Source organism: Janthinobacterium sp. CG_23.4, assembly GCF_029892305.1.
GTDB lineage: Bacteria > Pseudomonadota > Gammaproteobacteria > Burkholderiales > Burkholderiaceae_D > Janthinobacterium > Janthinobacterium lividum_D.
The window spans coordinates 646,640-669,469 of sequence record NZ_JARXUX010000001.1 but is presented as its reverse complement, the minus strand read 5'-3'; the positions used below and the strand labels follow the sequence as shown (position 1 = coordinate 669,469).

Annotated in this window: 21 protein-coding genes; 2 read left to right on the top strand and 19 right to left on the bottom strand. The window is 61.2% G+C overall.

The genetic code is table 11. The features are described from left to right. Positions 1-5: 5 nt before the first annotated feature. A complete protein-coding gene (locus tag H4V96_RS03035) occupies positions 6-515 on the top strand; it encodes a DciA family protein (RefSeq protein ID WP_280720683.1) in 510 nt (169 codons plus the stop codon). A 55-nt stretch (positions 516-570) separates the two neighbouring features. On the opposite strand, the gene lpxC is transcribed toward H4V96_RS03035, so the two are convergent. From lpxC to H4V96_RS03020, 3 genes are all read right to left on the bottom strand, one after another. Then, positions 571-1,506 carry a UDP-3-O-acyl-N-acetylglucosamine deacetylase gene (lpxC, locus tag H4V96_RS03030; protein ID WP_010394970.1) on the bottom strand — a complete coding sequence of 312 codons (936 nt, stop codon included), beginning with the start codon at positions 1,504-1,506 and terminating at the stop codon, positions 571-573. 75 nt (positions 1,507-1,581) lie between these two features. Beyond that, positions 1,582-2,424, bottom strand: coding sequence for a DMT family transporter (locus H4V96_RS03025; RefSeq protein ID WP_070346553.1), 843 nt, complete (start codon positions 2,422-2,424; stop codon positions 1,582-1,584). 148 nt (positions 2,425-2,572) lie between these two features. Continuing rightward, a complete protein-coding gene (locus tag H4V96_RS03020; protein WP_280720682.1) occupies positions 2,573-3,346 on the bottom strand; it encodes a helix-turn-helix transcriptional regulator in 774 nt (257 codons plus the stop codon). Between the two features lie 104 nt (positions 3,347-3,450). On the opposite strand from H4V96_RS03020, the gene H4V96_RS03015 reads away from it, so the two are divergent. Continuing rightward, positions 3,451-4,227 (top strand): class I SAM-dependent methyltransferase, encoded by a 777-nt coding sequence (locus H4V96_RS03015; protein WP_196856228.1) that lies wholly within the window; start codon positions 3,451-3,453, stop codon positions 4,225-4,227. Between the two features lie 87 nt (positions 4,228-4,314). Here H4V96_RS03015 and H4V96_RS03010 read toward each other — a convergent pair whose 3' ends face one another. The 16 genes from H4V96_RS03010 to mraZ form a co-directional block, all read right to left on the bottom strand. Then, complete coding sequence (locus tag H4V96_RS03010; protein WP_010394960.1) at positions 4,315-4,821, bottom strand: peroxiredoxin; 507 nt, start codon at positions 4,819-4,821, stop codon at positions 4,315-4,317. Between the two features lie 282 nt (positions 4,822-5,103). Then, positions 5,104-6,312, bottom strand: coding sequence for a cell division protein FtsZ (ftsZ, locus tag H4V96_RS03005; protein ID WP_010394957.1), 1,209 nt, complete (start codon positions 6,310-6,312; stop codon positions 5,104-5,106). A 155-nt stretch (positions 6,313-6,467) separates the two neighbouring features. Further along, positions 6,468-7,700 (bottom strand): cell division protein FtsA, encoded by a 1,233-nt coding sequence (gene ftsA, locus H4V96_RS03000; RefSeq protein ID WP_010394955.1) that lies wholly within the window; start codon positions 7,698-7,700, stop codon positions 6,468-6,470. Positions 7,701-7,745: 45 nt separating this feature from the next. Continuing rightward, positions 7,746-8,558 (bottom strand): cell division protein FtsQ/DivIB, encoded by an 813-nt coding sequence (locus H4V96_RS02995; RefSeq protein WP_010394954.1) that lies wholly within the window; start codon positions 8,556-8,558, stop codon positions 7,746-7,748. Between the two features lies 1 nt (position 8,559). Further along, positions 8,560-9,528: a D-alanine--D-alanine ligase gene (locus H4V96_RS02990; protein WP_050855862.1), complete on the bottom strand. Its 969-nt coding sequence runs from the start codon at positions 9,526-9,528 to the stop codon at positions 8,560-8,562. Between the two features lies 1 nt (position 9,529). Further along, complete coding sequence (gene murC / locus H4V96_RS02985; protein ID WP_196856229.1) at positions 9,530-10,933, bottom strand: UDP-N-acetylmuramate--L-alanine ligase; 1,404 nt, start codon at positions 10,931-10,933, stop codon at positions 9,530-9,532. Positions 10,934-10,943: 10 nt separating this feature from the next. Beyond that, on the bottom strand, positions 10,944-12,038 hold the full coding sequence (gene murG / locus H4V96_RS02980) for an undecaprenyldiphospho-muramoylpentapeptide beta-N-acetylglucosaminyltransferase (RefSeq protein ID WP_196856230.1): 1,095 nt from the start codon (positions 12,036-12,038) through the stop codon (positions 10,944-10,946). Continuing rightward, a complete protein-coding gene (gene ftsW, locus H4V96_RS02975) occupies positions 12,035-13,246 on the bottom strand; it encodes a putative lipid II flippase FtsW (RefSeq protein WP_010394943.1) in 1,212 nt (403 codons plus the stop codon). The genes murG and ftsW overlap by 4 nt, the downstream gene beginning before the upstream one ends. Next, entirely contained in the window at positions 13,246-14,808 is a 1,563-nt protein-coding gene (murD, locus tag H4V96_RS02970) for a UDP-N-acetylmuramoyl-L-alanine--D-glutamate ligase (protein ID WP_196856231.1), read from the bottom strand. The genes ftsW and murD overlap by 1 nt, the downstream gene beginning before the upstream one ends. After that, entirely contained in the window at positions 14,808-15,983 is a 1,176-nt protein-coding gene (gene mraY / locus H4V96_RS02965) for a phospho-N-acetylmuramoyl-pentapeptide-transferase (protein WP_010394938.1), read from the bottom strand. The genes murD and mraY overlap by 1 nt, the downstream gene beginning before the upstream one ends. Before the next feature lie 2 nt (positions 15,984-15,985). Continuing rightward, positions 15,986-17,416 carry a UDP-N-acetylmuramoyl-tripeptide--D-alanyl-D-alanine ligase gene (murF, locus tag H4V96_RS02960; RefSeq protein ID WP_196856262.1) on the bottom strand — a complete coding sequence of 477 codons (1,431 nt, stop codon included), beginning with the start codon at positions 17,414-17,416 and terminating at the stop codon, positions 15,986-15,988. A gap of 23 nt (positions 17,417-17,439) precedes the next feature. After that, on the bottom strand, positions 17,440-18,948 hold the full coding sequence (locus H4V96_RS02955; RefSeq protein WP_196856232.1) for a UDP-N-acetylmuramoyl-L-alanyl-D-glutamate--2,6-diaminopimelate ligase: 1,509 nt from the start codon (positions 18,946-18,948) through the stop codon (positions 17,440-17,442). 8 nt (positions 18,949-18,956) lie between these two features. Next, positions 18,957-20,735: a penicillin-binding protein 2 gene (locus H4V96_RS02950; protein WP_196856233.1), complete on the bottom strand. Its 1,779-nt coding sequence runs from the start codon at positions 20,733-20,735 to the stop codon at positions 18,957-18,959. Continuing rightward, on the bottom strand, positions 20,735-21,004 hold the full coding sequence (ftsL, locus tag H4V96_RS02945) for a cell division protein FtsL (RefSeq protein ID WP_010394930.1): 270 nt from the start codon (positions 21,002-21,004) through the stop codon (positions 20,735-20,737). Before ftsL ends, H4V96_RS02950 begins: the two co-directional genes overlap by 1 nt. Beyond that, positions 21,001-21,978 (bottom strand): 16S rRNA (cytosine(1402)-N(4))-methyltransferase RsmH, encoded by a 978-nt coding sequence (gene rsmH / locus H4V96_RS02940; protein WP_010394927.1) that lies wholly within the window; start codon positions 21,976-21,978, stop codon positions 21,001-21,003. Before rsmH ends, ftsL begins: the two co-directional genes overlap by 4 nt. Positions 21,979-21,987: 9 nt before the next feature. Beyond that, the gene (gene mraZ, locus H4V96_RS02935) at positions 21,988-22,416 is read right to left on the bottom strand and encodes a division/cell wall cluster transcriptional repressor MraZ (RefSeq protein WP_196856234.1); all 429 of its coding nucleotides are present in this window, start codon (positions 22,414-22,416) and stop codon (positions 21,988-21,990) included. Positions 22,417-22,830 lie beyond the last annotated feature (414 nt).

The window sequence follows — 22,830 nt, the reverse complement described above, 5'->3', positions numbered from 1 at the left end:
CGGCCATGCGAACTCCCACTTACTTGAAGGCAGAGCGCCGCAGCTACGGCTTTGCCCGCTCAGGCCCGGCCGTGACGGGCGCAACCGATTTTCTGCGCGGCAATGCAACGATGGCATCCCTGATGCCCACCGTCATGCGCCTGGCCGCCCTGCAAAAAGATTGTGCCAAGGCATTGCCGGCGATGTTCGAACATTGCGACATCCTGCAATTCGAAAGCGGCCAGTTGGTGCTGGCCATACCGAACGCGGCACTGGCAGCCAAGCTCAAGCAGCAATTGCCGAAATTACAAGCAGAATTGGAAAGAAAAGGCTGGCAGATTTCAGGCATCCGACTGAAAGTGCAGGTGATCAAGAGCATCGCGCCCATCGTGCACACGCGGGCGCTGGTCTTGCCGGAAAAAGCCATGTCGGCCCTGGAAGAGCTGAGCACGGCCCTGCCCGCGTCGAAGCAGAACGAGCAGCTGATCGCGGCGCTGCGCAGTTTAGTGCGCCACCACCGCGAGCCTAAAGATTAGCAACGCCAGGCGGCAGCACGTAGGTCGGATTAGGCCCTTCGGGCCGTAATCCGACCTACGTCAACGCCCATTCGCGCTCCATTTGACGCAAGTATGATTGCGGCGCCGCCTCGTTGGTGGCGAACGAGACGATTTCATACGCATCGGGCTGTTCCAGCAGCGCCAGCAGCAGCTGATTGTTCAGTGCATGGCCCGACTTGTGCGCAGTGTAATAGGCGAGCAAGGGGTGGCCCACCAGATACAGGTCGCCGATGGCGTCGAGAATCTTGTGGCGCACGAACTCGTCTTCATAGCGCAAGCCATCGGCATTAAGGATGCGGTATTCATCCATGACGATAGCGTTTTCCAGCGAACCGCCACGGGCCAGGCCCATGCCGCGCAAGCTTTCCACGTCCTGCATGAATCCAAAGGTGCGCGCGCGCGCCACGTCGTGCACGTAGGACACGTCGCCAAAGTCGACGGAGGCGCGCTGCATCGTGCCATCGACGGCGGGGTGATTAAATTCGATGAAGAAATCGAGCTTGAAGCCGTCATACGGCGACAATCGCGCCCATTTCTCGGCGTCGCCCTTGCCGTGACGCACTTCCACAGGCTTGACGACCTTGATGAATTTCTTCGGCGCCTGCTGCTCTTCCACGCCAGCCTGCTGCAGCAGGTAAACAAAGGACGAGGCGGAACCGTCCATGATGGGAATTTCTTCCGCATTCACGTCGATAAACATATTGTCGATGCCAAGGCCGGCCGCGGCCGACATCAGATGCTCCACGGTAGACACCCTGGCGCCATCCTTGATCAGCACCGACGCCATGCGCGTATCGCCCACGGCCATGGCGCTGGCGGGAAACTCGACGATGGGATCGAGGTCGATGCGGCGAAACACAATGCCCGTGTTGATCGCGGCAGGACGCAAGATCAGCTCCACCTTGGTGCCAGAGTGCAAACCGACACCGATGGTGCGGACCAGTTGTTTGATAGTGCGTTGTTTTAACATCTGTCGATTATATCTATTTGCTGAGTTTTCGTTGCGACACGGCATGAGCCAGGCCAGAAAAACCACATCCGGCCGTCAGGGATGTTCGCTTTCCGCATGCACCGATTCACGCCGCACCAGGTAAATCCCGCTGCCGATGATGATGGCCGCGCCGATCAAGGTGTATTTATCGGGCAAGGCGCGCCACAGCATCCAGTCCAGGGCCATGCCCCAGGCCAGGGCCGAGTACTCGAATGGCGCCACGCTCGATGCCTTGCCATGGCGAAACGCCTCCGTAATGGCCAGCTGGCCCAGGAAGCCACTGAGTGACAAGCCTGCCAGCAGCCACCAGTGTTCGTGCCGAATGCGCACCCACTCATGCGCCGACAAGGCCACGCCGCCGATAGCCATCATCAGCATCAGCCAGAAGACCATGCTTTCACTGGCGTCCGTGCGGCTCAGAATGCGCCCTGTGACAGCCGAAATGGCATAGCAGGCGGCCGAACCGAGCACGGCCAGGCCGGCCAGCGAAAAGAATCCCGCACCGTCCGGGCGCAGCGCCACCAGCACGCCCAGCAGACCTACGGCGATCGCGCACCAGCGCGCCAAGTCGACTTTTTCCTTCAGGACAAACACCGACAAGACCGTAATGAGCAAAGGTGCGATGAAAAACAGCGCATACGTCTCGGCCAGCGACATGTGCTTCAAGCCATAGGCGAACAGGGCAATCATCAACACGCCCAGCGCGCCGCGCAGCAAGTGCAGCGGCCAGCGCACCTTGAGCACATTGTTAAAGGCACCGAGGTACAGCAGGTACAGGCAGACCAGCGGCAAGGATGACAGGGCGCGCAAGGCCGTCACCTGCATGGGCGGATAATGGGCGGACAGCAGCTTCATGGCTGCGTCCATCAGGGAAAACATGGCCACTGCGACCAGCATCACATAAATGCTGCGCAAATTTTGATTGCGGGCTATCAGGACAGACTCCGGACAAAAAACGGGACCGTCATCATGGCGACGGCCGGAGCCAGGACCGGTAGGCAAAGCCACACCGTCCGCCCGATTATAGCAAGCGCGACCGTTTACCTTATGACAGCGGCAACAGCATCACCAGTTTCAACTCATGCTGGCGCGCCAGGTGCAAGGTCACCTGATTGAACTCAAGCAGCCCCTGTTGCGCGTGCTGGAACTGGCGCAACCCCCCATCGCGGCCCTGTACTTGCTGCGCGCCCCACCACTGCCGAAATTCAAGGCTGGCGCCAGCCAGTTCGGCGATCAGGCCGGCCAGCGGTGCCTGGTCCGCCTGCCGGCCGACGTCGGCGCGAAACTCGGCTACCAGGCGCTGCGCTCTTTCGGGCCAGCCCACGATCAAGTCGCGCGCGCCAGGCTCCAGGAACATGAAGCGCAGCTGGTTCGGCATGGCCGCTGCGCCATGCAGCCAGGCCGCAAACAGCGTGGAAGCGGCCCCATTCCACACCACGGCATTCCATGCACGGTCGAGGATGTAGGCGGGCGCGGCGATGGCGGCAACGATGGCGGCCAGCTCGGCGCTAGCGGGCCCCTCGCCCTCGCCAGTGCCGTGGCTGGGGTCATGCTTGTCGGCCACGTCAAACAGGTAAGCGCGCTCTGCCGTACTGAGCTGCAGTATTTGCGCCAGGCGCGCCAGCATCTTGGCCGAGGCCGACACGGGCCGCCCCTGCTCGAGCCACGTCAGCCAGGTGGGGCTGACACCGCACAGCTGCGCCAGCTCTTCGCGTCGCAAGCCTGGCGTGCGGCGGCGCCCACCACCGGGCAAGCCGGCCATGGCAGGAGTGACGGCTTCACGCCGGGCACGGATGAATTGAGCGAGTTTATTTGACATAACAAGGATGCATGGTACTTAATATACCAGTATAAGTTATGGTCTTGTTACAGGATAATTTTATCCTTATTCTCCCGGGATGCCCCCATCACCAGGAGAAAACCATGCAGCAGCACGATGTTGTCACCGAACAGTTTGGCAAGACGGCCCATGCCTACCTGAGCAGCGCGATGTTCGCGCAAGGCGCCGACCTGGTGCTGCTGCAGGAATGCGCGCGCCGCCACGGCAAACAAGGAAAACCAAAGGTGCTGGACCTGGGCTGCGGCACCGGTCACGCCAGCTTCGCCGTCGCACCCGTGGCAGCATCGGTCGTCGCCTATGATCTGGCACAGCCGATGCTCGACGAGGTCGAACACGCCAAGGCGCAGCGGGGCTTGCACAACATCAGCACGCAGCAGGGCGACGTGACACGCCTGCCATTTGCCGACGCCAGCTTCGACATGCTCGTCACGCGCTTTTGCGCACACCACTGGAGCGACGTGGCAGGCGCGCTGGCCGAAGCCTGGCGCGTGCTGCGTCCCAACGGCACCTTGCTGGTGATCGACAGCGTGGCGCCGAAAACGGCCCTGTACGACAACACCTTGCAGGCGGTGGAAATGCTGCGCGATGCCTCGCACGTACGCCACTACCGCACCTGCGAGTGGGGCGCCATGTTCGATAATGCAGGATTCACGCACAGCTTGCGCAGCGTATGGAAGCTGCCTGTGCAGTTCGACGCGTGGATGGCACGCATGCGCACACCCGCCGAACGCGTAGCAGCCATCCGCAAGCTGTTCGATGGCGCGCCCGAGGAAGCGCGACGGTATTTCGCGCTGCAGGACGATTATTCGTTCAGCATCGATGCGGCCATGTTCGAGGCGACAAAACCGTCGGTACAATAAAAAAACGGCGCCAGTGGCACCGTTTTTTGAAGAGGTCAGACCCGCCGTTTGAAGGGGTCAGACCCGCCGGGTCTGACCCCATATAGCTTAAGCCAGTTGGCCCAGCAGCGTCTCGGCATTCGACACTTCGAACTTGCCGCCCTGCTCGACGTTCAATTGCGTCACCACGCCATTGTCGACCAGCAGCGAATAGCGCTGCGAGCGCGTGCCCATGCCGAACTTGCTGAAGTCGGCGTCCAGCCCCAGTGCCTTGCTAAAAGCGGCGTTGCCATCAGCCATCATGCGCACGACGCCTGTGGCTTTCTGGTCGCGGCCCCAGGCGCCCATCACGAACGCATCGTTGACGGAGATGCACCAGATTTCATCGACGCCCGCAGCTTTCAGGTCGGCAGCGTGCTTGACGTAGCCGGGCACGTGCTGTGCGGAGCAGGTCGGGGTGTAAGCGCCTGGCAGGCCGAAGATGGCGATCTTCTTGCCCTTGACCAGGTCTTGCACGTTGAACGTGTTCGGGCCCAGTGCGCAACCTTCGGTTTCGCTTTCGATGAATTCAGCCAGGGTGCCTTCTGGCAGGGTGTCGCCGATCTTGATGGTCATGTTGACTCCTTATGTAATGTCGGTTAAGGACGCAGCCGCTTGCCTGCAGCAGACAGCGGACAACGCCCGGGATCTGGTTCTGCCGGCATGCTGCCGACACTGCGCAATAGTATGCCTGACTTGCCGCATTTATGCAGAAAATGGCCATAAAAGCAAAATCAAAAGTCAAAAAATGGCAAAAAAAACGGCGACCCTCATGAACTCAGGCCGCCGTCGTGATTGCCGACATCATCTCACCTCTAAGTCTAAGTCTAAGTCTAAGTCTAAGTCTTAGTCTTAGTCTTAGTCAGCTTGTTTGCGCAGGAAAGCGGGAATGTCATACGTCTCCATCCCATTCTTTTCCATCGCGCGCACTTGCTCGGAAGCCGATTCGCGGCGCCATACGGCTGGCGCCTTCATGCCGTCGAAACCGGCTGCCGGCGTCGCCACGCCCACGCTGGTCGTCACTGCCTGCGCGCCGCCCATCGCTGCCGATGGCGTCAGCGGGCTGTTGTGCGTACCGGTGCGCAGCATTTGTTGCGGTACCAGCTGGATGTTTTTCTTCGCACGGCCCAAGCCCGTGGCCACCACGGTGACGCGGATGTCGTCGCCCATGGCGTCGTCGTAGGCGATGCCTTGCGCGATCGACGCATCTGGCGCCGCAAAAGCGCGCACGGCAGCCATGACTTCCTTGATCTCTTTACCCTTCAAGCCACGGCTGGCCGTGACGTTGACCAGCACGCCACGCGCGCCGGACAGGTCGATACCATCGAGCAGCGGCGATGCGACAGCCTGTTCGGCAGCGATGCGCGCGCGGTCGACGCCCGAGGCCGTCGCCGTGCCCATCATGGCTTTGCCCTGCTCGCCCATGATGGTTTTCACGTCGTTGAAGTCGACGTTGATATGGCCAGGCACATTGATGATCTCGGCAATGCCGGCGACCGCGTTGTTGAGCACATCATCGGCATGCTGCATCCATTCGAGCATGCTTTCGTCTTCGTAGATCTCTTCCAGTTTTTCGTTGAGGATGATAATCAGCGAATCGACGTGCAGGGACAGCTGCTCCAGGCCTTCGTCGGCGATATCCATGCACTTCTGGCCTTCGTACGAGAATGGCTTCGATACCACGGCGACCGTCAGCGCGCCCAGTTCCTTGGCCACTTCGGCGACGATAGGAGCGGCGCCCGTGCCGGTGCCACCGCCCATGCCGGCAGCGATGAAGACCATGTGCGCGCCGCGCAGCGAATCGGCGATGCGTGCCCGCGATTCTTCGGCCAACTGGCGGCCGACGGCAGGCTTCATGCCAGCGCCCAGACCGGTATCGCCGATCTGGATGATGTTGTGGGCCTTCGACGTCGACAGAGCCTGTGCGTCGGTGTTGGCGGCAATGAATTCCACACCCGACATGCCTTTGTTGATCATGTGTTGGACTGCATTGCCACCCGCACCGCCGACGCCGACGACCTTGATGACGGTACCTAAAGCTGTGTTATCGACCATATCGAACTCCATGATGTACTCCTATCAGATGCGGTTTCCAAGCGCCAGGCCTCATATTCGTAGGAGAACTGGAGATTGAAAACTGCGGTTAAATATAAAATAAAGTTATGTGTGTGTACCTGCGATGCTGCCAAAAAAACCTGTACTGCCGGGCGTAAATCAAGCCCTTAAAAATTCCCTAAAAACCATTCCTTCATGCGCTGCCAGACTGCCTTCACCGAGCCGTCCTGACGCGTCACGATGTGGCCGCGCAGATATTGCTTCTTCGCTTCCAGCAGCAAACCCAATACCGTGGCGTAGCGCGGACTGCGCACCACGTCGGCCAGCTGGCCCCGATACTCGGGCGTGCCCAGGCGCGCCGGTTTCAGGAAAATATCTTCTGCCATTTCCACCATGCCTGGCATGATGGACGTACCGCCCGTGAGCACGATGCCTGACGACAGCACACCTTCATAACCGGATTCGCGCACCACCTGGTGTACCATCGCGAACAGCTCCTCGACGCGCGGCTCGATCACCGCCGCCAGCGCCTGGCGCGACAGGTTGCGCGGGCCGCGGTCGCCCAGGCCCGGCACTTCCAGCGATTCGCCGGGATCGGCCAGGACCTGCTTGGCCACGCCATAGCGGATCTTGATTTCTTCCGCTTCCGCGGTCGGGGTACGCAAGGCCATGGCGATATCATTGGTAATCTGATCGCCGGCGATGGGAATGACTGCCGTATGGCGTATCGCACCATCGGAGAACACCGCCACATCGGTCGTGCCGCCGCCGATGTCGATCAGCACCACGCCCAGTTCCTTCTCATCGGGCGTCAGCACCGCATCGGCTGATGCCATCGGCTGCAGGATCAGGTCCGACACTTCCAGGCCGCAGCGACGCACGCACTTGACGATATTCTGCACCGCCGACACGGCGCCGGTGACAATATGCACCTTCACTTCCAGCCGAATGCCGCTCATGCCGATAGGCTCGCGCACGTCTTCCTGGCTGTCGACGATGAACTCTTGCGGCACCGTGTGCAGTAATTGCTGATCGGTCGGAATGTTAACCGCTTTTGCCGTCTCGATGACGCGCGCCACGTCGGTCGCCGTCACTTCCTTGTCCTTGATGGCCACCATGCCGCTGGAATTGAAGCTGCGAATATGGCTGCCCGCAATGCCCGCATAGACATTGCGGATCTTGCAATCAGCCATCAGCTCGGCCTCTTCCAGCGCACGCTGGATGGACTCCACCGTGGCCTCGATATTGACCACCACGCCTTTTTTCAGGCCCTTCGATTCATGCTGGCCCAGCCCGATCACTTCGTGGCGCCCGTCGGACATCACTTCGGCTACCACCGCCACCACTTTCGAGGTGCCGATGTCGAGGCCGACGATCAGGTTTTTTGCGTCTTTTGTCATTTCTGTCGCCTAGTTTTTTGGGCTATTGTTAAATTAATTATTCGGTTAAGTCGTTTTTTTAAGCGCACTGCCACTTTTCTTCTTCATGACTGGCTTGCCATCCTTGCCTTCGGCAGGTATCACCAGGCCGGCGGAACTGAGCGCCAGGCCATTCTGATAGCGCATATCGATCGTATCGATATTTTCCAGCCGGCTCGCAAGCTGCGGATAGATGCCCACCAGCCGGTCGACCCGCGCCTTCAGGGTCGTATGATTGTGCTCGCGCCCCAGCGCCACGCTCATGCCGTTATCCAGTTTCACAGTCCACGCATAGCGGCTCGACAAGGACAGCGATTCAGGCACCATCTTCAGTGGCGCAAACCACTTTGCCAGCTGCAGGTAAGTAGCCAGCACTTCCTTCTCGCTGCCATCGGGACCGGCGAAGGCCGGCAATTCGTGGTCATCTTCGGCTTCCGCCACATTCGCCGTAAACACCTCGCCCTTGACCGACAGCAGGCGTCCATCCTCACCCCAGGTGCCCAGCGCTTCGTGTTCTTCCAGCGCCACGATCAGCTGGTTTGGCCATTCGCGCCGTACGCTGGCACGGCGCACCCAAGGCACCGACTCAAACACGCCACGCACGCTTTCCAGGTTGGTCGTGAAGAAATTGCCCTTGATGCGGCCCAGAGTGCCGCTGCGCAGGGTCAGGTAATTCACGTGGCGCAGGCCCTTGTCATCCGCGCTTTCCACCTTGATGGTGCGCAGCTCGAACATGGGACGCTGCGACACCCACCAGACGCCTGCCGCCACGCATACGACCAGCACCGCGGCCAGCAAGCCGTTGGCTGTCGTATTGAGGCTTTTAGCGTCATGCCACATATCAGTGCTGTCCCTTGTGCATTTTCAGGCGGGCACCAGCGGCGATTTCCAGGCACAGGTCTTCATAGCTGATACCGACCGCGCGCGCCGCCATCGGCACGAGCGAATGGCTCGTCATGCCCGGCGAGGTATTGACTTCCAGCAGGAACAGCTTGCTGTCGGCCGCGCGCATCAGCACATCGACCCGCCCCCATCCCTCGCAGCCGAGAGCGCGGTAAGCTGCCACGGCGATGCGCTCCATCTCCGCCACGATCGCCGGGTCGAGCTGCGGCGGGCAGAAATACTTGGTATCGTCCGTGAAGTATTTGTTCTGATAATCGTAGTTGCCTTGCGGGGCGACGATTTCAATCGGCGGCAGCGCGCGCGCCGTGGCGCCCTTGCCGAGGATCGCAACGGTGAATTCGCGGCCCTTGATGAATTCCTCGGCCAGTACCGAATCATCGAGGCTGGCGGCAATGTCATAGGCCGCCTGGAATGCCGATGCTTCGTTGACGGTGGTGATGCCGATGCTCGAACCTTCATGCGGCGGCTTGACGATCAGCGGCAAGCCCAGTTCGGCGGCGACCTTGGCCAGGTCGGATTGCGCGTCCAGTACCGCGTATTGCGGCGTCGGCAACTGGTGCATCAGCCAGATCATCTTGGTGTAGACCTTGTCCATGCCCACCGCGCACGCCATCACGCCGCTGCCCGTGTAGGGAATGCCCAGCTGCTCGAGCGCGCCTTGCAAGCTGCCGTCCTCGCCGAAGCGGCCGTGCAGCGCGATGAAGACGCGGTCAAATTTTTCAGCAGCCAGTTCGGCCAGGCTGCGTTCGCCCGTATCGAACGCGTGCGCGTCCACGCCGCGGCTTTGCAGCGCGGCCAGCACGCCGGTGCCGGACATCAGCGACACTTCGCGCTCGGCCGAACTGCCGCCGAACAGCACGCCAACCTTGCCCAATTGTTTTACGTCAATAGCTGAAGCTTGGTTCACGTCAGGCCTTTACAGTGTTGGATTGATACGTAATCAGTTGTTGCGGGATGCCGCTGATGGAGCCCGCTCCCATGGTCAGCACGACGTCTCCGTCGCGCGCCACGCTCATGATGGTGTCAGCCATGTCCGTCATGAACTCGACGAAAATCGGTTCGATCTTGCCGCGCGCGCGCAGCGCATGCGCCAGTGCGCGGCCATCTGCGGCGACGATAGGCGCTTCACCTGCTGCATACACTTCGGACAGCAGCAGCACATCGGGCGCGCCCAGCACCTTGACGAAATCCTCGAACAGGTCGCGCGTGCGGCTGTAGCGGTGCGGCTGGAAAGCCAGCACCAGGCGACGGCCAGGGTAGGCCGCGCGCGCAGCGGCGAGGGTCACTTCCGTTTCCACTGGATGGTGACCGAAATCGTCGACCAGGGCGAAGCTGCCGCCATTCGGCAGCGCCACGTCGCCATAGCGCGTGAAGCGGCGACCCACGCCAGAGAACTCGGCCAGGCCCTGCTGCGTGGCGCTGTCGTCGATGCCGATTTCACGCGCGATCGCAATCGCCGAGCAAGCATTCTGCACATTGTGCATGCCAGGCTGGTTCAACACCACGTCGAGGTCGGGATAGCCTTCCTGCAGCACGGTGAAATGCATTTCCAGGCCAACGGCGCGTGCGTTGACGGCGCGCACTTCCGCGTCTTGCGCGAAACCATAGGTGGTGACGGGTTTGGTGACGGACGGGATGATGGCACGCACGTGCGGATCGTCGATGCACAGCATGGCGCGGCCATAGAACGGCAAGCGGTGCGTGAACTGCACAAAAGCTTGCTTGAGCTTTTCGAAATCGTGCTCGTAGGTGTCCATGTGGTCGGCGTCGATATTCGTGATCACTTCGATCATCGGCGTCAGGTTCAGGAACGAGGCGTCCGATTCATCGGCTTCAGCCACCAGATATTCGCCGGAGCCCAGCTTGGCGTTCGCGCCGGCACTGGTCAGGCGTCCACCGATCACAAAAGTAGGATCGAGCCCCCCCTGGGCCAGCACCGAAGCGACCAGGCTGGTCGTCGTCGTCTTGCCATGCGTGCCGGCGATGGCAATGCCACGTTTCAGACGCATCAACTCACCCAGCATCACGGCGCGCGGCACCAGCGGAATCTTGCGCGCGCGCGCGGCCACTACTTCCGGATTGTCTTGCGGGACGGCGCCCGAGGTCACGACCGCATCGGCGTCGCCGATATTGTCGGCCGCGTGGCCCAGCATGACGGTTGCGCCCAGGCTCGCCAGGCGCTGCGTCGCCGCATTGCTGCCAAGATCAGAACCCGACACCTTGTAGCCCAGGTTGACCAGCACTTCGGCGATGCCGCTCATGCCGCTGCCGCCAATGCCGACAAAGTGGATATTATTTACTTTATGCTTCACAGAGCTAACCTCATGCCAATTTTTCCAATACGTGTGCGATCGCCTCATTGGCGTCGCGCTTGCCTGCTGCGAGTGCCAATTGCGCCATCTGCTGGCAGCTATCGCGCGTCAAGGACGCCAGCATCGCGCTCAGCGATGCTGCACTCATTTCCGTCTGCGGCAGATGAATCGCCGCGCCCTGCTTCGCCATCCATTGCGCGTTGTCGCGCTGGTGACTGGTGGTCGACGCTACCAGCGGCACGAGCACGCTGGCCACGCCGGCCGCCGTCAGTTCCGACAGGGTGATGGCGCCTGCACGGCAAATCACCAAGTCGGCCTCGGTATAGGCCTTGGCCATGTCGTCGATGAAGTCGACCACATTGGCCTGCACGCCCGCCTGCGCATACGCGCCATGCAGGGCGTCGATATTCTTCTTGCCCGACTGGTGCGTCACCAACGGACGTTCGCCCTCAGGCATCAGGGCCAGCGCAGCAGGCAAATTGTCGTTCAGCGCTTTCGCGCCCAGGCTGCCGCCAACGACAAGGATGCGCAGCGGCCCGCTGCGGCCCGCAAAGCGCGATGCCGGCGGCGCCATGGCGAGGATCTCCGCGCGCACGGGATTGCCCGTGACGACGGCCTTGCCCGCAGCGATGCCGAAATCGGCGGGGAAACCAAAGCACACCTTTTGCGCCAGCGGCACCAGCGTTTTATTCGACAGCAGCAGCGCCGCGTCGGCATTGACCAGCACCAGCGGCACGCCCTTCAGGCGCGCCATCAGGCCGCCCGGCACGGTCACGTAGCCGCCCATGCCCATCACCACGTCCGGCTTGCGGCTGGCGATGAAGCGACGGATGGCAAAAAAGCTCGCCAGCATCTTGAAACCGCCTTTGAGCGTATGCGCCAGGCCCTTGCCGCGCATGCCGGAGAACGCGATGGCGTCCATGGGAATGCCGCTTTTCGGTACCAGTTCCTGCTCCATGCCATGGGTCGTGCCCAGCCAGCTCACTTCCCAGCCACGCGCGCGCATCGTCTGCGCAATCGCCAGGCCAGGGAAAATATGGCCGCCGGTACCGGCCGCCATAATCATCAATCTTTTCGTCGTTTTCAAGTTCGTCACGTTGTTCATAGCCGGCCTCCACGCATCAGGATCCGGTTTTCATAATCGATGCGCAGCAAAATCGCCAGGCCGATACAGTTAATCAGTACGCCCGTGCCGCCATAACTCATCAGGGGCAAGGTCAGCCCTTTTGTCGGCAGCAGGCCCAGGTTCACGCCCATATTGATGAACGTCTGCACGCCGATCCAGATGGCGATGCCTTTCGCCGTCAGTCCGGCGAAGGTCTGGTCGATGGCAATCGCCTGGCGGCCGATATCGAAGGCGCGCTTGATGATCCAGTAGAACATGCCGATCACGACCAGGACGCCCGCCAGTCCCAGTTCTTCGCCGATCACGGCGAGCAAAAAGTCCGTATGCGCTTCGGGCAGGTAGTGCAGCTTTTCCACGCTGCCGCCCAGGCCCACGCCAAATAGTTCGCCGCGCCCGAAGGCAATCAGCGAGTGCGTCAGCTGGTAAGCCTTGTTGAGCGCATTGTCTTCCTGCCATGGATCGAGATACGCAAAAAACCGCTCGCGACGAAATTTCGACAAGGCGATGATGGTGACGAAAATTGCCGTCAGCATGGCGCCAATGCCGCCAAACCAGATGGCGTTGACGCCGCCCAGGAACAAGATACCCATGGCGATGCAAACGATCACGCCAAAAGCCCCCAGGTCGGGCTCCATCAGCAGCAGCAGGCCAACGAAGCTGACCGCCAGCGCCATCGGCATGAAGCCCTTGGTCAGCTTGTGCATGTATTCCTGCTTGCGCACCGTGTAGTCGGCGGCGTACAGCACCATCACCACCTTCATCAGTTCGGACGGCTGCGGCCGCAGGCCCGGCAAATTCAGCCAGCGGCGGCCACCGTTGACCGACACGCCCAAGCCAGGTATCAGCACCATCACCAACAACACCAGCGTACCGATGAACAGCCATGGCGCCATTTTTTGCCAGGTCGCGACACGGATGCGAAACACCAGCGCCGCAGCGATGATCGACACGCCGATGAACAGCGCCTGGCGCACGACGAAATAATTGTTCGTATAAGCGGCAAACTTGCGCGCGTCCGACAATGAGATCGACGCCGAATACACCATCACCATGCCCAACAACATGAGCAGCAGAACTACCCACACCAGCGGCTTGTCATAGTCCATCATCTTCGATTGCCGCGCGCGGCTATCCAACGGCTTGGCAGCCGAGCCGGAACCAAAGCTGAAGGGCAGCTGGAAAGCCATCAGATATCCTGTCCGTTTTCCAGTGCGATATCGCGCACAGCGTCGACAAACACCTGCGCGCGGTGCGCATAGTTCTTGAACATATCCATGCTGGCGCACGCAGGCGACAGCAGCACGGCATCGCCGGCCAAGGCCAGGCTGCTGGCTCGCTTGACGGCTTGCGGCAAGGTGGCGCAGTCGAAGATGTCCACGCCAGCAGGTTCCAGGGCCGTGCGCAGCGCCGGCGCGTCGCGGCCGATCAGCACCACGGCGCGTACATAGCGCGACACGGGTTCAGCCAGCGGCGAGAAATCCTGTCCCTTGCCATCGCCACCGGCGATCAGCACCAGACGCTGTTCTGCGCCGCCAAACGCCTTGCCCAGGCCGAACAGCGCGGCCACTGTCGCGCCCACGTTGGTGCCTTTGCTGTCGTCGTAGTATTCAACTTCATTGACGGCGGTGATCAATTCCACCCTGTGCGGCTCGCCCTGGTATTCGCGCAAGCCATGCAGCAACGGCGCGAATGGCAGGCCGATGGCGCGGCACAGGGCCAGCGCCGCCAGCGCATTCGAGGCATTGTGCTGGCCACGTATCTTCAGTGCATCGGCCGGCATCAGCTTCTTGGCCATCGTTGGCACAGGTTCCGGCGCCGGATCATTCTTCCTGCGTTTTTTCTCGATGACTTCTTCGCTCGGCACGGCTTGCGCCAGCCAGAAGATGCCCCGTTCGTTGACCAGGCCAAAGCTGTCCACCGCAAGCGGCTCGCCCGTACCGAAGGTGATCGTCTGTGCCAGCGGATTGGCCATCTGCATCACGGCGGCGTCGTCGCGGTTCAAGATGCGCACGCTCTGGTGGCCAAAGATGCGCGCCTTGTCGCTCGCATAGGAGGCCATGTCGCCGTGCCAATCCAGGTGATCCTGCGACAGATTCAAGACCGTGGCTGCATCGGCCTGCAGACTGAAGGTCGTATGCAGCTGGAAACTGGACAGTTCCAGTATCCACGCCTGCGGCAAGGTGCTGGCGACGGCTTGCGCCGCTTCCTCGCCCTCGCCCTTGACAACAGGCTGCGGCACTGGCTCGGCATCGAGTACCTCGCGCAGCACGTCGAGCGCCGCCGGACTGATATTGCCGGCCACGCGCGTAACAAGTCCTGCGCGTTCGCACAGCAAGCCCACCAGGCTGGTCACCGTCGTCTTGCCATTCGTTCCCGTGATGGCGATGACTTTCGGCGCATAGCCGCGTTCTGCGTTCAGCGCGGCCAGTGCCTGCGCGAACAGTTCGATCTCGCCCCACACAGGGATATTTTTTTCAGCGGCGGCCGGTACGATTCCAGCCAGTTCACGGCCAGGCGCCAGGCCCGGACTGACGGCGACGAAGTCGACGCCGTCGAGCAGGTCGGCCGTAAAGGCGCCGGCGATGAATTGTGCCTGCGGCACGGCAGCCTGCAAGGCGGCCAGGCGCTCCGGGGTTTCCCTGGTATCTGCCACGCGCACGGTCGCACCGCTGCGGGCCAGCCACAGGGCCATCGCCAGCCCCGACTCACCAAGGCCCAGTACCAATGCGGTTTTAGCGTCGTACATCATCAGCGCAGCTTCAAGGTGGTCAGGCCGAGCAGCACCAGCATCATGGTGATGATCCAGAAACGCACGACAACCTGCGTCTCCTTCCAGCCTTTTTGTTCGAAATGGTGATGCAAGGGCGCCATCAGGAAGACGCGGCGGCCCGCGCCATAGCGCTTCTTGGTGTACTTGAACCAGACAACCTGGATGATCACGGACAGCGTCTCGACGACGAAGATGCCGCCCATGATGAACAATACGATTTCCTGGCGCACGATGACGGCCACGGTACCCAATGCGCCGCCCAGTGCCAGCGCACCCACGTCGCCCATGAACACTTTCGCGGGGTGCGTGTTATACCAGAGGAAAGCCAGGCCGGAACCTGCCAGCGCGCCGCAGAAGATCACCAGTTCGCCGGCGCCCGGGATGTGCGGAATGAACAGGTAGCGCGCATACGTGGCGTTACCGGTCAGGTAGGCGAACAGGCCCAGGGCCGTGCCCACCATCACCGTCGGCATGATGGCCAGGCCATCGAGACCATCCGTAAAATTGACAGCATTGCTGGTGCCGACGATGACGCAATACGTCAACGCGATGAAACCCCATACACCCAGCGGATAGCTGATGGTCTTGAAGAATGGCACGATCAAATCGGCTTTCGGCGGCAAATCCATGGCAAAGCCGGACTGCACCCAGGCGTAGATCAGATTCCACACCTGGCCAGCATTGGGCTCGGAGATCGAGACGGAAAACGCCAGGTAAAACGCGGCGGCGATACCGATCAGCGACTGCCAAAAATATTTTTCGCGCGAGCGCATGCCTTCCGGATCCTGATGCACCACCTTGCGGTAGTCATCGGCCCAGCCGACGGCGCCAAAGCCCAGCGTGACGATCAGCACGGGCCAGATGAAGCGGTTCGACAAGTCGGCCCACAGTAGGGTGGAAATGCCGATGGCGATGAGGATCAGCACACCGCCCATGGTGGGCGTGCCGTGTTTTTTCAGATGCGTCTGTGGGCCGTCCGTGCGCACGGCCTGGCCGACCTTCATGCGCGTGAGCATGCGGATCACGGCGGGACCGGCGCACAGGCCGATCAAAATCGCCGTCAGCGTGGCGAAGACGGCGCGGAAGGTGATGAAGTTAAAGACCCGCAGTGGGCCAATGTCGTCCTGGAAATAATGAGCGAGCCAGAGCAGCATGATTAGTGAGCTTCCTTGTTATTGTTGTTTGAACCAATCAAATGCTGCACGGCCCGTTCCATTTTCATGAAGCGGGAGCCCTTGATTAATACTGTTGCATCCGAGCGGCCGAACAAATGCGCATCAAGCGCCGCCAGCAAACCGTCGAACTGTTCGAAATACTCCACGAGCGTGCCCGATTCCTGGCTCGCGGCAGCCTGCGCCGGATTGACCAGATGGCGCGCCAGGCCGCCCGTCGCCAGCACGTATTCGATGCCTTTGGCGGCGGCGTAGGCGCCAATCTCTTCGTGGAACTGCTGCCCTTGCGTGCCGACTTCACCCATCTCGCCCAGCACCAGGATGCGCGGTGCTGCGGCCTGCGCCAGTACATCGATGGCAGCCCGCGCCGAATCCGGATTGGCGTTATACGTGTCGTCGATGATGGTGGCGCCGTTGGCGGCACGTTTTTTCTGCAGGCGGCCGCTCACAGGCGCGAACGACTCCAGGCCCTGCTTGATATGTTCCATGGCGATGCCCGCGCCAACGGCGCACGCCGCCGCAGCCAGCGCATTGCGCACGTTGTGCTCGCCCGCTGCCTGCAAGGCGACAAAAAACTGGCGCAAGCTGCCGTCCTGTGCGCGCACACTGACGAACATGTCGCTGCCAAAATCTTCGGCCGCGCGGTGCGTACAACTGACATCGGCATCCTTCGACAGGCCGAAGCTGATGGCGGCGCGCGCGCCGGCCAGCTCGTGCCACAAGGGCGTGAATTCATCGCCATGCGGGAAAACGGCTACGCCGTCATCGCCCAATGCCGCCAGTGCGGCGCCGTTCTCGCGCGCCACCGCTTCCACCGTGTGCATGAATTCCTGGTGTTCGCGCTGCGCGTTGTTGACCATCGCCAGCGTCGGCGCGGCGATTGCCGCCAGGCGCGCGATTTCGCCAGGATGATTCATGCCCATTTCGATCACGGCCGCCTGGTGCCGCTCGCTCAGGCGCAACAAGGTCAATGGCACGCCGATTTCATTATTCAGGTTGCCGCGCGTGGCCAGGCGTGCGTCTTCGCCAAAGGCCGCCGCCAGGATGGACGAAATCATCTCCTTGACGGTGGTCTTGCCGTTGCTGCCGGTAACGCCGATGACGGGCAGCTTGAAACGGCAGCGCCAGTAATTAGCGATGCGGCCCAACGCGACCAGAGTATCGGCGACCACGATGGCGGGCACCTTGCTGCTATCCCAGTTTTCTGGCAAGCGCTCCACCACCACGGCGGCAACGCCGCTGACGGCCACTTGGTCGAGGAAATCATGCGCATCGAAACTTTCGCCGCGCAGGGCGACGAACAGCGAGCCGGCTGGCGCGCTGCGGCTGTCTGTGCATACGCCGTCAAAAACGGCGTCGCCCGTCAGCTGCGCGCCGTGCAGGGCAGGCATCAGTTCGGCCAGGGTCGCGTGCATGGGGTGATCAATACGCTGGTGCATCAGTTCGTCCTCATCATCGTCAGGCGCGCGGACAGTGCCAGCTGCGCATGGTCGGCATCGGAGAACGGCAATTTTTTGCCCTTGATTTCCTGGTACGGCTCATGGCCCTTGCCCGCCAGCAGGATCACATCCGGCTTGGCAGCATGTTTGACGGCCGACAGGATGGCAGCGGCGCGGTCTTCGATGGCCTGCGGCTGCGGGCCATCTGCGCGCATGCCGGCGACGATCTGCGCGATGATGGCGTGCGGGTCTTCGCTGCGCGGATTGTCGCTGGTGACCAGCACGTGATCGGCCATCTGCGCAATGGCACCCATCTGCGCACGCTTGCCCGGATCGCGGTCGCCGCCACAGCCAAACACGCACCATAGCTGGCCGCCGCGCTCCTGCGCCACCTGGCGCAAGGCAGCCAAGGTTTTTTCCAGCGCGTCCGGCGTATGCGCATAATCGATGACGACCATCGGCGCTTCCTGCCCACCCACCTGCTGCATGCGCCCGGGAGCCGGCTGCAGCGAATCGATGCCATCTATGGCGGCGCGCAGGCCGATGCCATGCGCCAGCAAGGCACCCAGCACGGCCAGCGCGTTACTGATATTGAAGTGACCCACCAGCTGCGTTTTGACCTGCGCCACGCCCAGCGCGCATTCCAGGTGGAAGTCGGTGCCGGCATTGCGGCTGCGGAACTGGCTGGCGCGCAGCATCAGCACGCCCGGCAAATCTGGCTGGCTGGCCGCATCCTGCAAGGTGTAGCCGATGACCGGGTACTCACCCGCCAGCTTGGCCTTGACGTGCCGCGCCAGGCGCAGGCCCATGGCGTCATCGAGGTTGATGACGGCCGTCTTCAGGCCCGGCCAGTCGAACAGCTTGACTTTGGCCGCCTCATAGGTGGCCATGTCGCCGTGGTAATCGAGGTGATCGCGCGTCAGGTTGGTAAACATGGCGACATCGAAATGCATGCCGGACGCACGTTCCTGGTCCAGGCCGATCGAAGACACTTCGATGGCTACAGCCTTGGCGCCTGCGTCGCGCATGGCAGCGAGCTTACGCGCCAGCAGCACGGCGTCGGGCGTGGTGTAGCCGGTGACGTCGAATTCGATGCCGCCACGCGGCTTGCACAGGCCGACGCCCAAAGTACCGATAACGGACGATGTTTCGCCCAGTCGTGCTAAGGCTTGCGCCAGCCACAAGGCGCACGAGGTCTTGCCATTCGTGCCCGTCACGCCAGCGCTGAACATGGCACTATCGGGCATGTCGTACACAGCATGCGCCACCGGGCCAGCGAGGCGTTTCAGGTCGCTGACCAGCAGATGCGGCACATTCCATGCGGTATTCCATTCAACGGCGTCATGCACGACAGCGGCGGCGCCCTGGCCGATGGCAGCGTCGATGAAATGGGTGGCGCCCGCGTAGGCAAAAAATACGTCGCCACGCTGCACGCGGCGAGAATCGGAGGTCAATTGCCCTGACGGGGCAGCCGCCTTGATCCACGAACTGATATCTTGTATGGTCATGAGTAACTTCACATGGCCTCCGGGCCAGCATTGGCAGGGACCACGATTTCGGTAACGGAGGAATCGGGCGGTACGTTCATCGCGCGCAGCGCGTTGGTCGCAATCGCTGCGAAAGCAGGAGCGGCAACCTGGCCGCCATAGTGGGCAGCGCCGGTCGGCTCATCGATCATCACGGCAATGATGAAGCGCGGCGCCGACATCGGCACCATGCCGACGAAAGAACCGATGTATTTGCGCGGCATCGCGTAACGGCCGTTTTCGACCTTGTAGGCGGTACCCGTCTTGCCGCCGACGCGGTAGCCGGCGACTTGCGCGCGCTTGGCCGAGCCGTGCGCGCCGGACACCACCAGTTCGAGCATGCCACGCATGTCGGCAGCCGTCTTGGGCTTGATCACCTGCTGGCCCACGGGCAGCTCATTGACCTTCTGGAACGACAATGGAATCGTATCGCCATCGCGGGCGAACATCATGTAAGAGCGCGCCAGCTGGATCAGCGACACGGAAATGCCGTTACCGTAGCTCATGGTGGCCTGTTCCACTGGACGCCACGATTTGTAAGGACGTACGCGACCAGCCACGGCGCCGGGGAAACCCCATTTCGGCTGCTGGCCGAAGCCCACCTTGGTAAACATTTCCCACATTTCCTGCGACGGCATGCCGAGCGCGATTTTCGAGGTGCCGATGTTCGACGACATTTCGATGATCTCGGAGACGCTGATCACACCGTGTGGCTTGGTGTCGGTAATGGTACGGTCGGCGATGGTGTAGCGGCCCGGTCCTGTGTCGATCAGCGTGGTCGGCTTGACCCTGCCCGTGTCGAGCGCCAGCGAGACCGTGATCGGCTTCAGGGTCGAACCAGGTTCAAAGGTATCGGTCATGACGCGGTTGCGCAGTTGCTGGCCCGTCAGCTTACGGCGGTCGTTCGGGTCGTAGCTGGGATAGTTGGCCAGGGCCAGCACTTCACCGGTGTGCACGTCGAGCACCACGGCGCCGCCGGCCTTGGCGTTGAATTTTTCTACCGCTTCCTTCAACTGCGTGAAGGCGATGTACTGGATCTTGCTGTCGACGGACAGGGTCAAGTCCTTGCCGTCGTGCGGTTCGTGGATGAAGCCGATGTCTTCGACGATGTGGCCCAGGCGATCCTTGATCACACGGCGGCTGCCAGTGGCGCCGACCAAGGTTTTCTGCTGCGCCAGTTCCATGCTTTCCTGGCCCACGTCTTCCACGTTGGTAAAGCCCACCACGTGGGTCATCACTTCGCCCTGTGGATAAAAGCGCTTGTATTCCTTGCGCTCGTCGATGCCGTCGATGCCCAGCTTGGAGATTTTGTCGGCCACGTCCATCTCGACCTGCCGCTTGAGGTAGACGAAGCTGCGGTCAGAATCGAGCTTCTTGCGCAATTCGTTGACGTTCATTTCCAGCAAACCGGCCAGCGCATCGATTTTCTCGGGCGAGGCCTGCAGTACGTCGTCGGGAATGGCCCAGATGGCTTTCACGGGCACGGACGATGCCAGCACCTGGCCGTTACGGTCGGTGATCTTGCCACGCGTGGCCGGCAGTTCGAGCGTGCGCTCGTAGCGTGCCTTGCCCTGCTTTTGCAGAAACTGCGTCGACACGCCCTGCAGCCACAGTGCGCGCACGCCCAGGCCGGCGAAAGCGAAGAACAGCAGGAACAGCACGACGCGCGAACGCCAGACGGGCAGACGCACTGCCAGTACGGGGTTCTTCGAGAATGGCACACCTTTCGATGCCGCCACCCGGCCGTTGCTGTTACCGCCCAACTTCATTACTCACCCTCCGTCAGGTATTGCGTACGCGCCGCCGTCAGCGGCGTCATGCTCAGATCGCGCCGCGCAATCGCTTCGATGCGTTCATGCTTGCCCAGGGTGGATTGGTCCAGTTGCAGCTGCGCCCAGTCGATGTCGAGTTGGCGCGACAGCGCTTGTGCGCGTTCCAGGTCGATCAGCAGATGGCGCGACTGGTACTGCGCGTTCACCAGCGACAGGCCGCAGCACACCAGCAGGGCCGACAGCACGACACACAGCTTGCCAGTCATCGAGGGCCGCCATTGGCAGGGGCGGGCAGCGGCAGGCGCTGCGCCACGCGCATCACGGCCGAACGCGAGCGGGGATTACCCTCGATCTCGGCGTCGGACGGCTTCATCTTCAATATCAGCTTCATTTCCGGCTGCGGCAAATCGACCGCGCGGATCGGCAGGCGGCGGTCAGGCTGCTCCACGTTCGCCTTCGAGGCAAAGAAGCGCTTGACCATGCGGTCTTCCAGCGAATGAAAACTGATCACGGCCATGCGCGCGCCGGGCGCCAGGCAGGCATACGCCTGGTTCAACCCGATCTCGAGATCCTCGAGCTCTTTGTTAATGAAAATGCGTATGGCCTGAAAGGTGCGGGTAGCGGGGTCCTTACCCTTCTCGCGGGTCTTGACGGCGCCTGCCACGATGCTGGCAAGCTGTCGTGTGCTTGAAATTGGCTGGACTGCCCGGCCAGCAACAATCGCCTTTGCAATCTGAAAAGCAAACCGTTCTTCCCCATAATCGCGTATCACTTTCTCTAAATTCTGCTCGGTTTCCACCGCCAGCCATTCGGCCGCAGAGATGCCGCGCGTAGTATCCATGCGCATGTCCAGCGGTCCATCGTTGCGGAAGCTGAAACCGCGCGCCGCATCGTCGACCTGTGGCGACGAGATGCCCAGGTCGAGCAAGATACCGTCCACCTGCTGCACGCCGCGCGCGGCCAGGCTGGCCGTCATGGTGGCAAAGCTGTCATGGACAATGGCAAAGCGCGGGTCGCCGATCTGTTCAGCCGTGGCGATGGCTTGCAAATCCTTGTCGAAGCCGACCAGGCGTGCGTCGGGCGCAAGGCGCGACAAAATCAGGCGGCTATGGCCGCCGCGGCCAAACGTGCCATCGACGTAAATGCCGTGTGCACGCTCGCCCGTCAGGTCGAGCGCATCGACCGCTTCATCGAGCAGCACCGTGCGATGCTGAAATTGCGGCACCGTGAGTTGTGTCATTACGGAGCCTTAAAAAGAAAAATTGGAAAGTACATCGGGGGTACCAGCATCGATCGCCTGCTGCTCTTTGTCAGCCAATTTGGCGGCATCCCAGATTTCAAAGTGGCTACCCATGCCGATCATCATGACCTCGCGCGACAGCCCCACGGCGTTGCGCAATTCGGGCGAGATCAGCACGCGGCCGGCCGAGTCCAGCTCGACGTCAACGGCGTTACCGAGGAAGATGCGTTGCCAGGCCCGCGCCGACATAGGCCAGGCGGCGATTTGCTGGCGATGGCTTTCCCACACGGAACGGGGGAAAAACAGCAGGCAGCCATCGGGGTGTTTGGTCAAGGTCAGACGGCCTTCGCAGTGGATCGTCAACGCGTCACGGTGCTTGGCAGGGATAGACATCCTGCCTTTGGCATCGAGATTGATTGCGGACGCGCCTTGAAACACGAAAGACCTTTTTTAACTTGGGTTGCGACACTTGCGCATCATGATGAAAAGGGGAAATTTCCCACAAAAATACACTTTTTCACACAGTTTCCTACTTTAGAGTAAGCACAGATAGTGGTCAAGCGGTTTCCGATTGGCAAAACAGGAATTTTATTAATGAAATTAAGGACTTAGCGCATATCGTTGAAGCAGTCTCAAATAAAATATATCGATAAATTAGATACTTATGAAAGATAGTGAATGTGCTACCTCATCTGCACACATGTGTTTTCCTACCGTAAACATCAAAAAAGACGAAATGGAAAAATTGAATTTTTTACAGCTAGTTGACATATGACAATATTTTCGCCGCCCATACACATCGGTAAGCGAGCACCGCAAAAGACGTGATTTACGTCAAAAAAAAATCGTTCG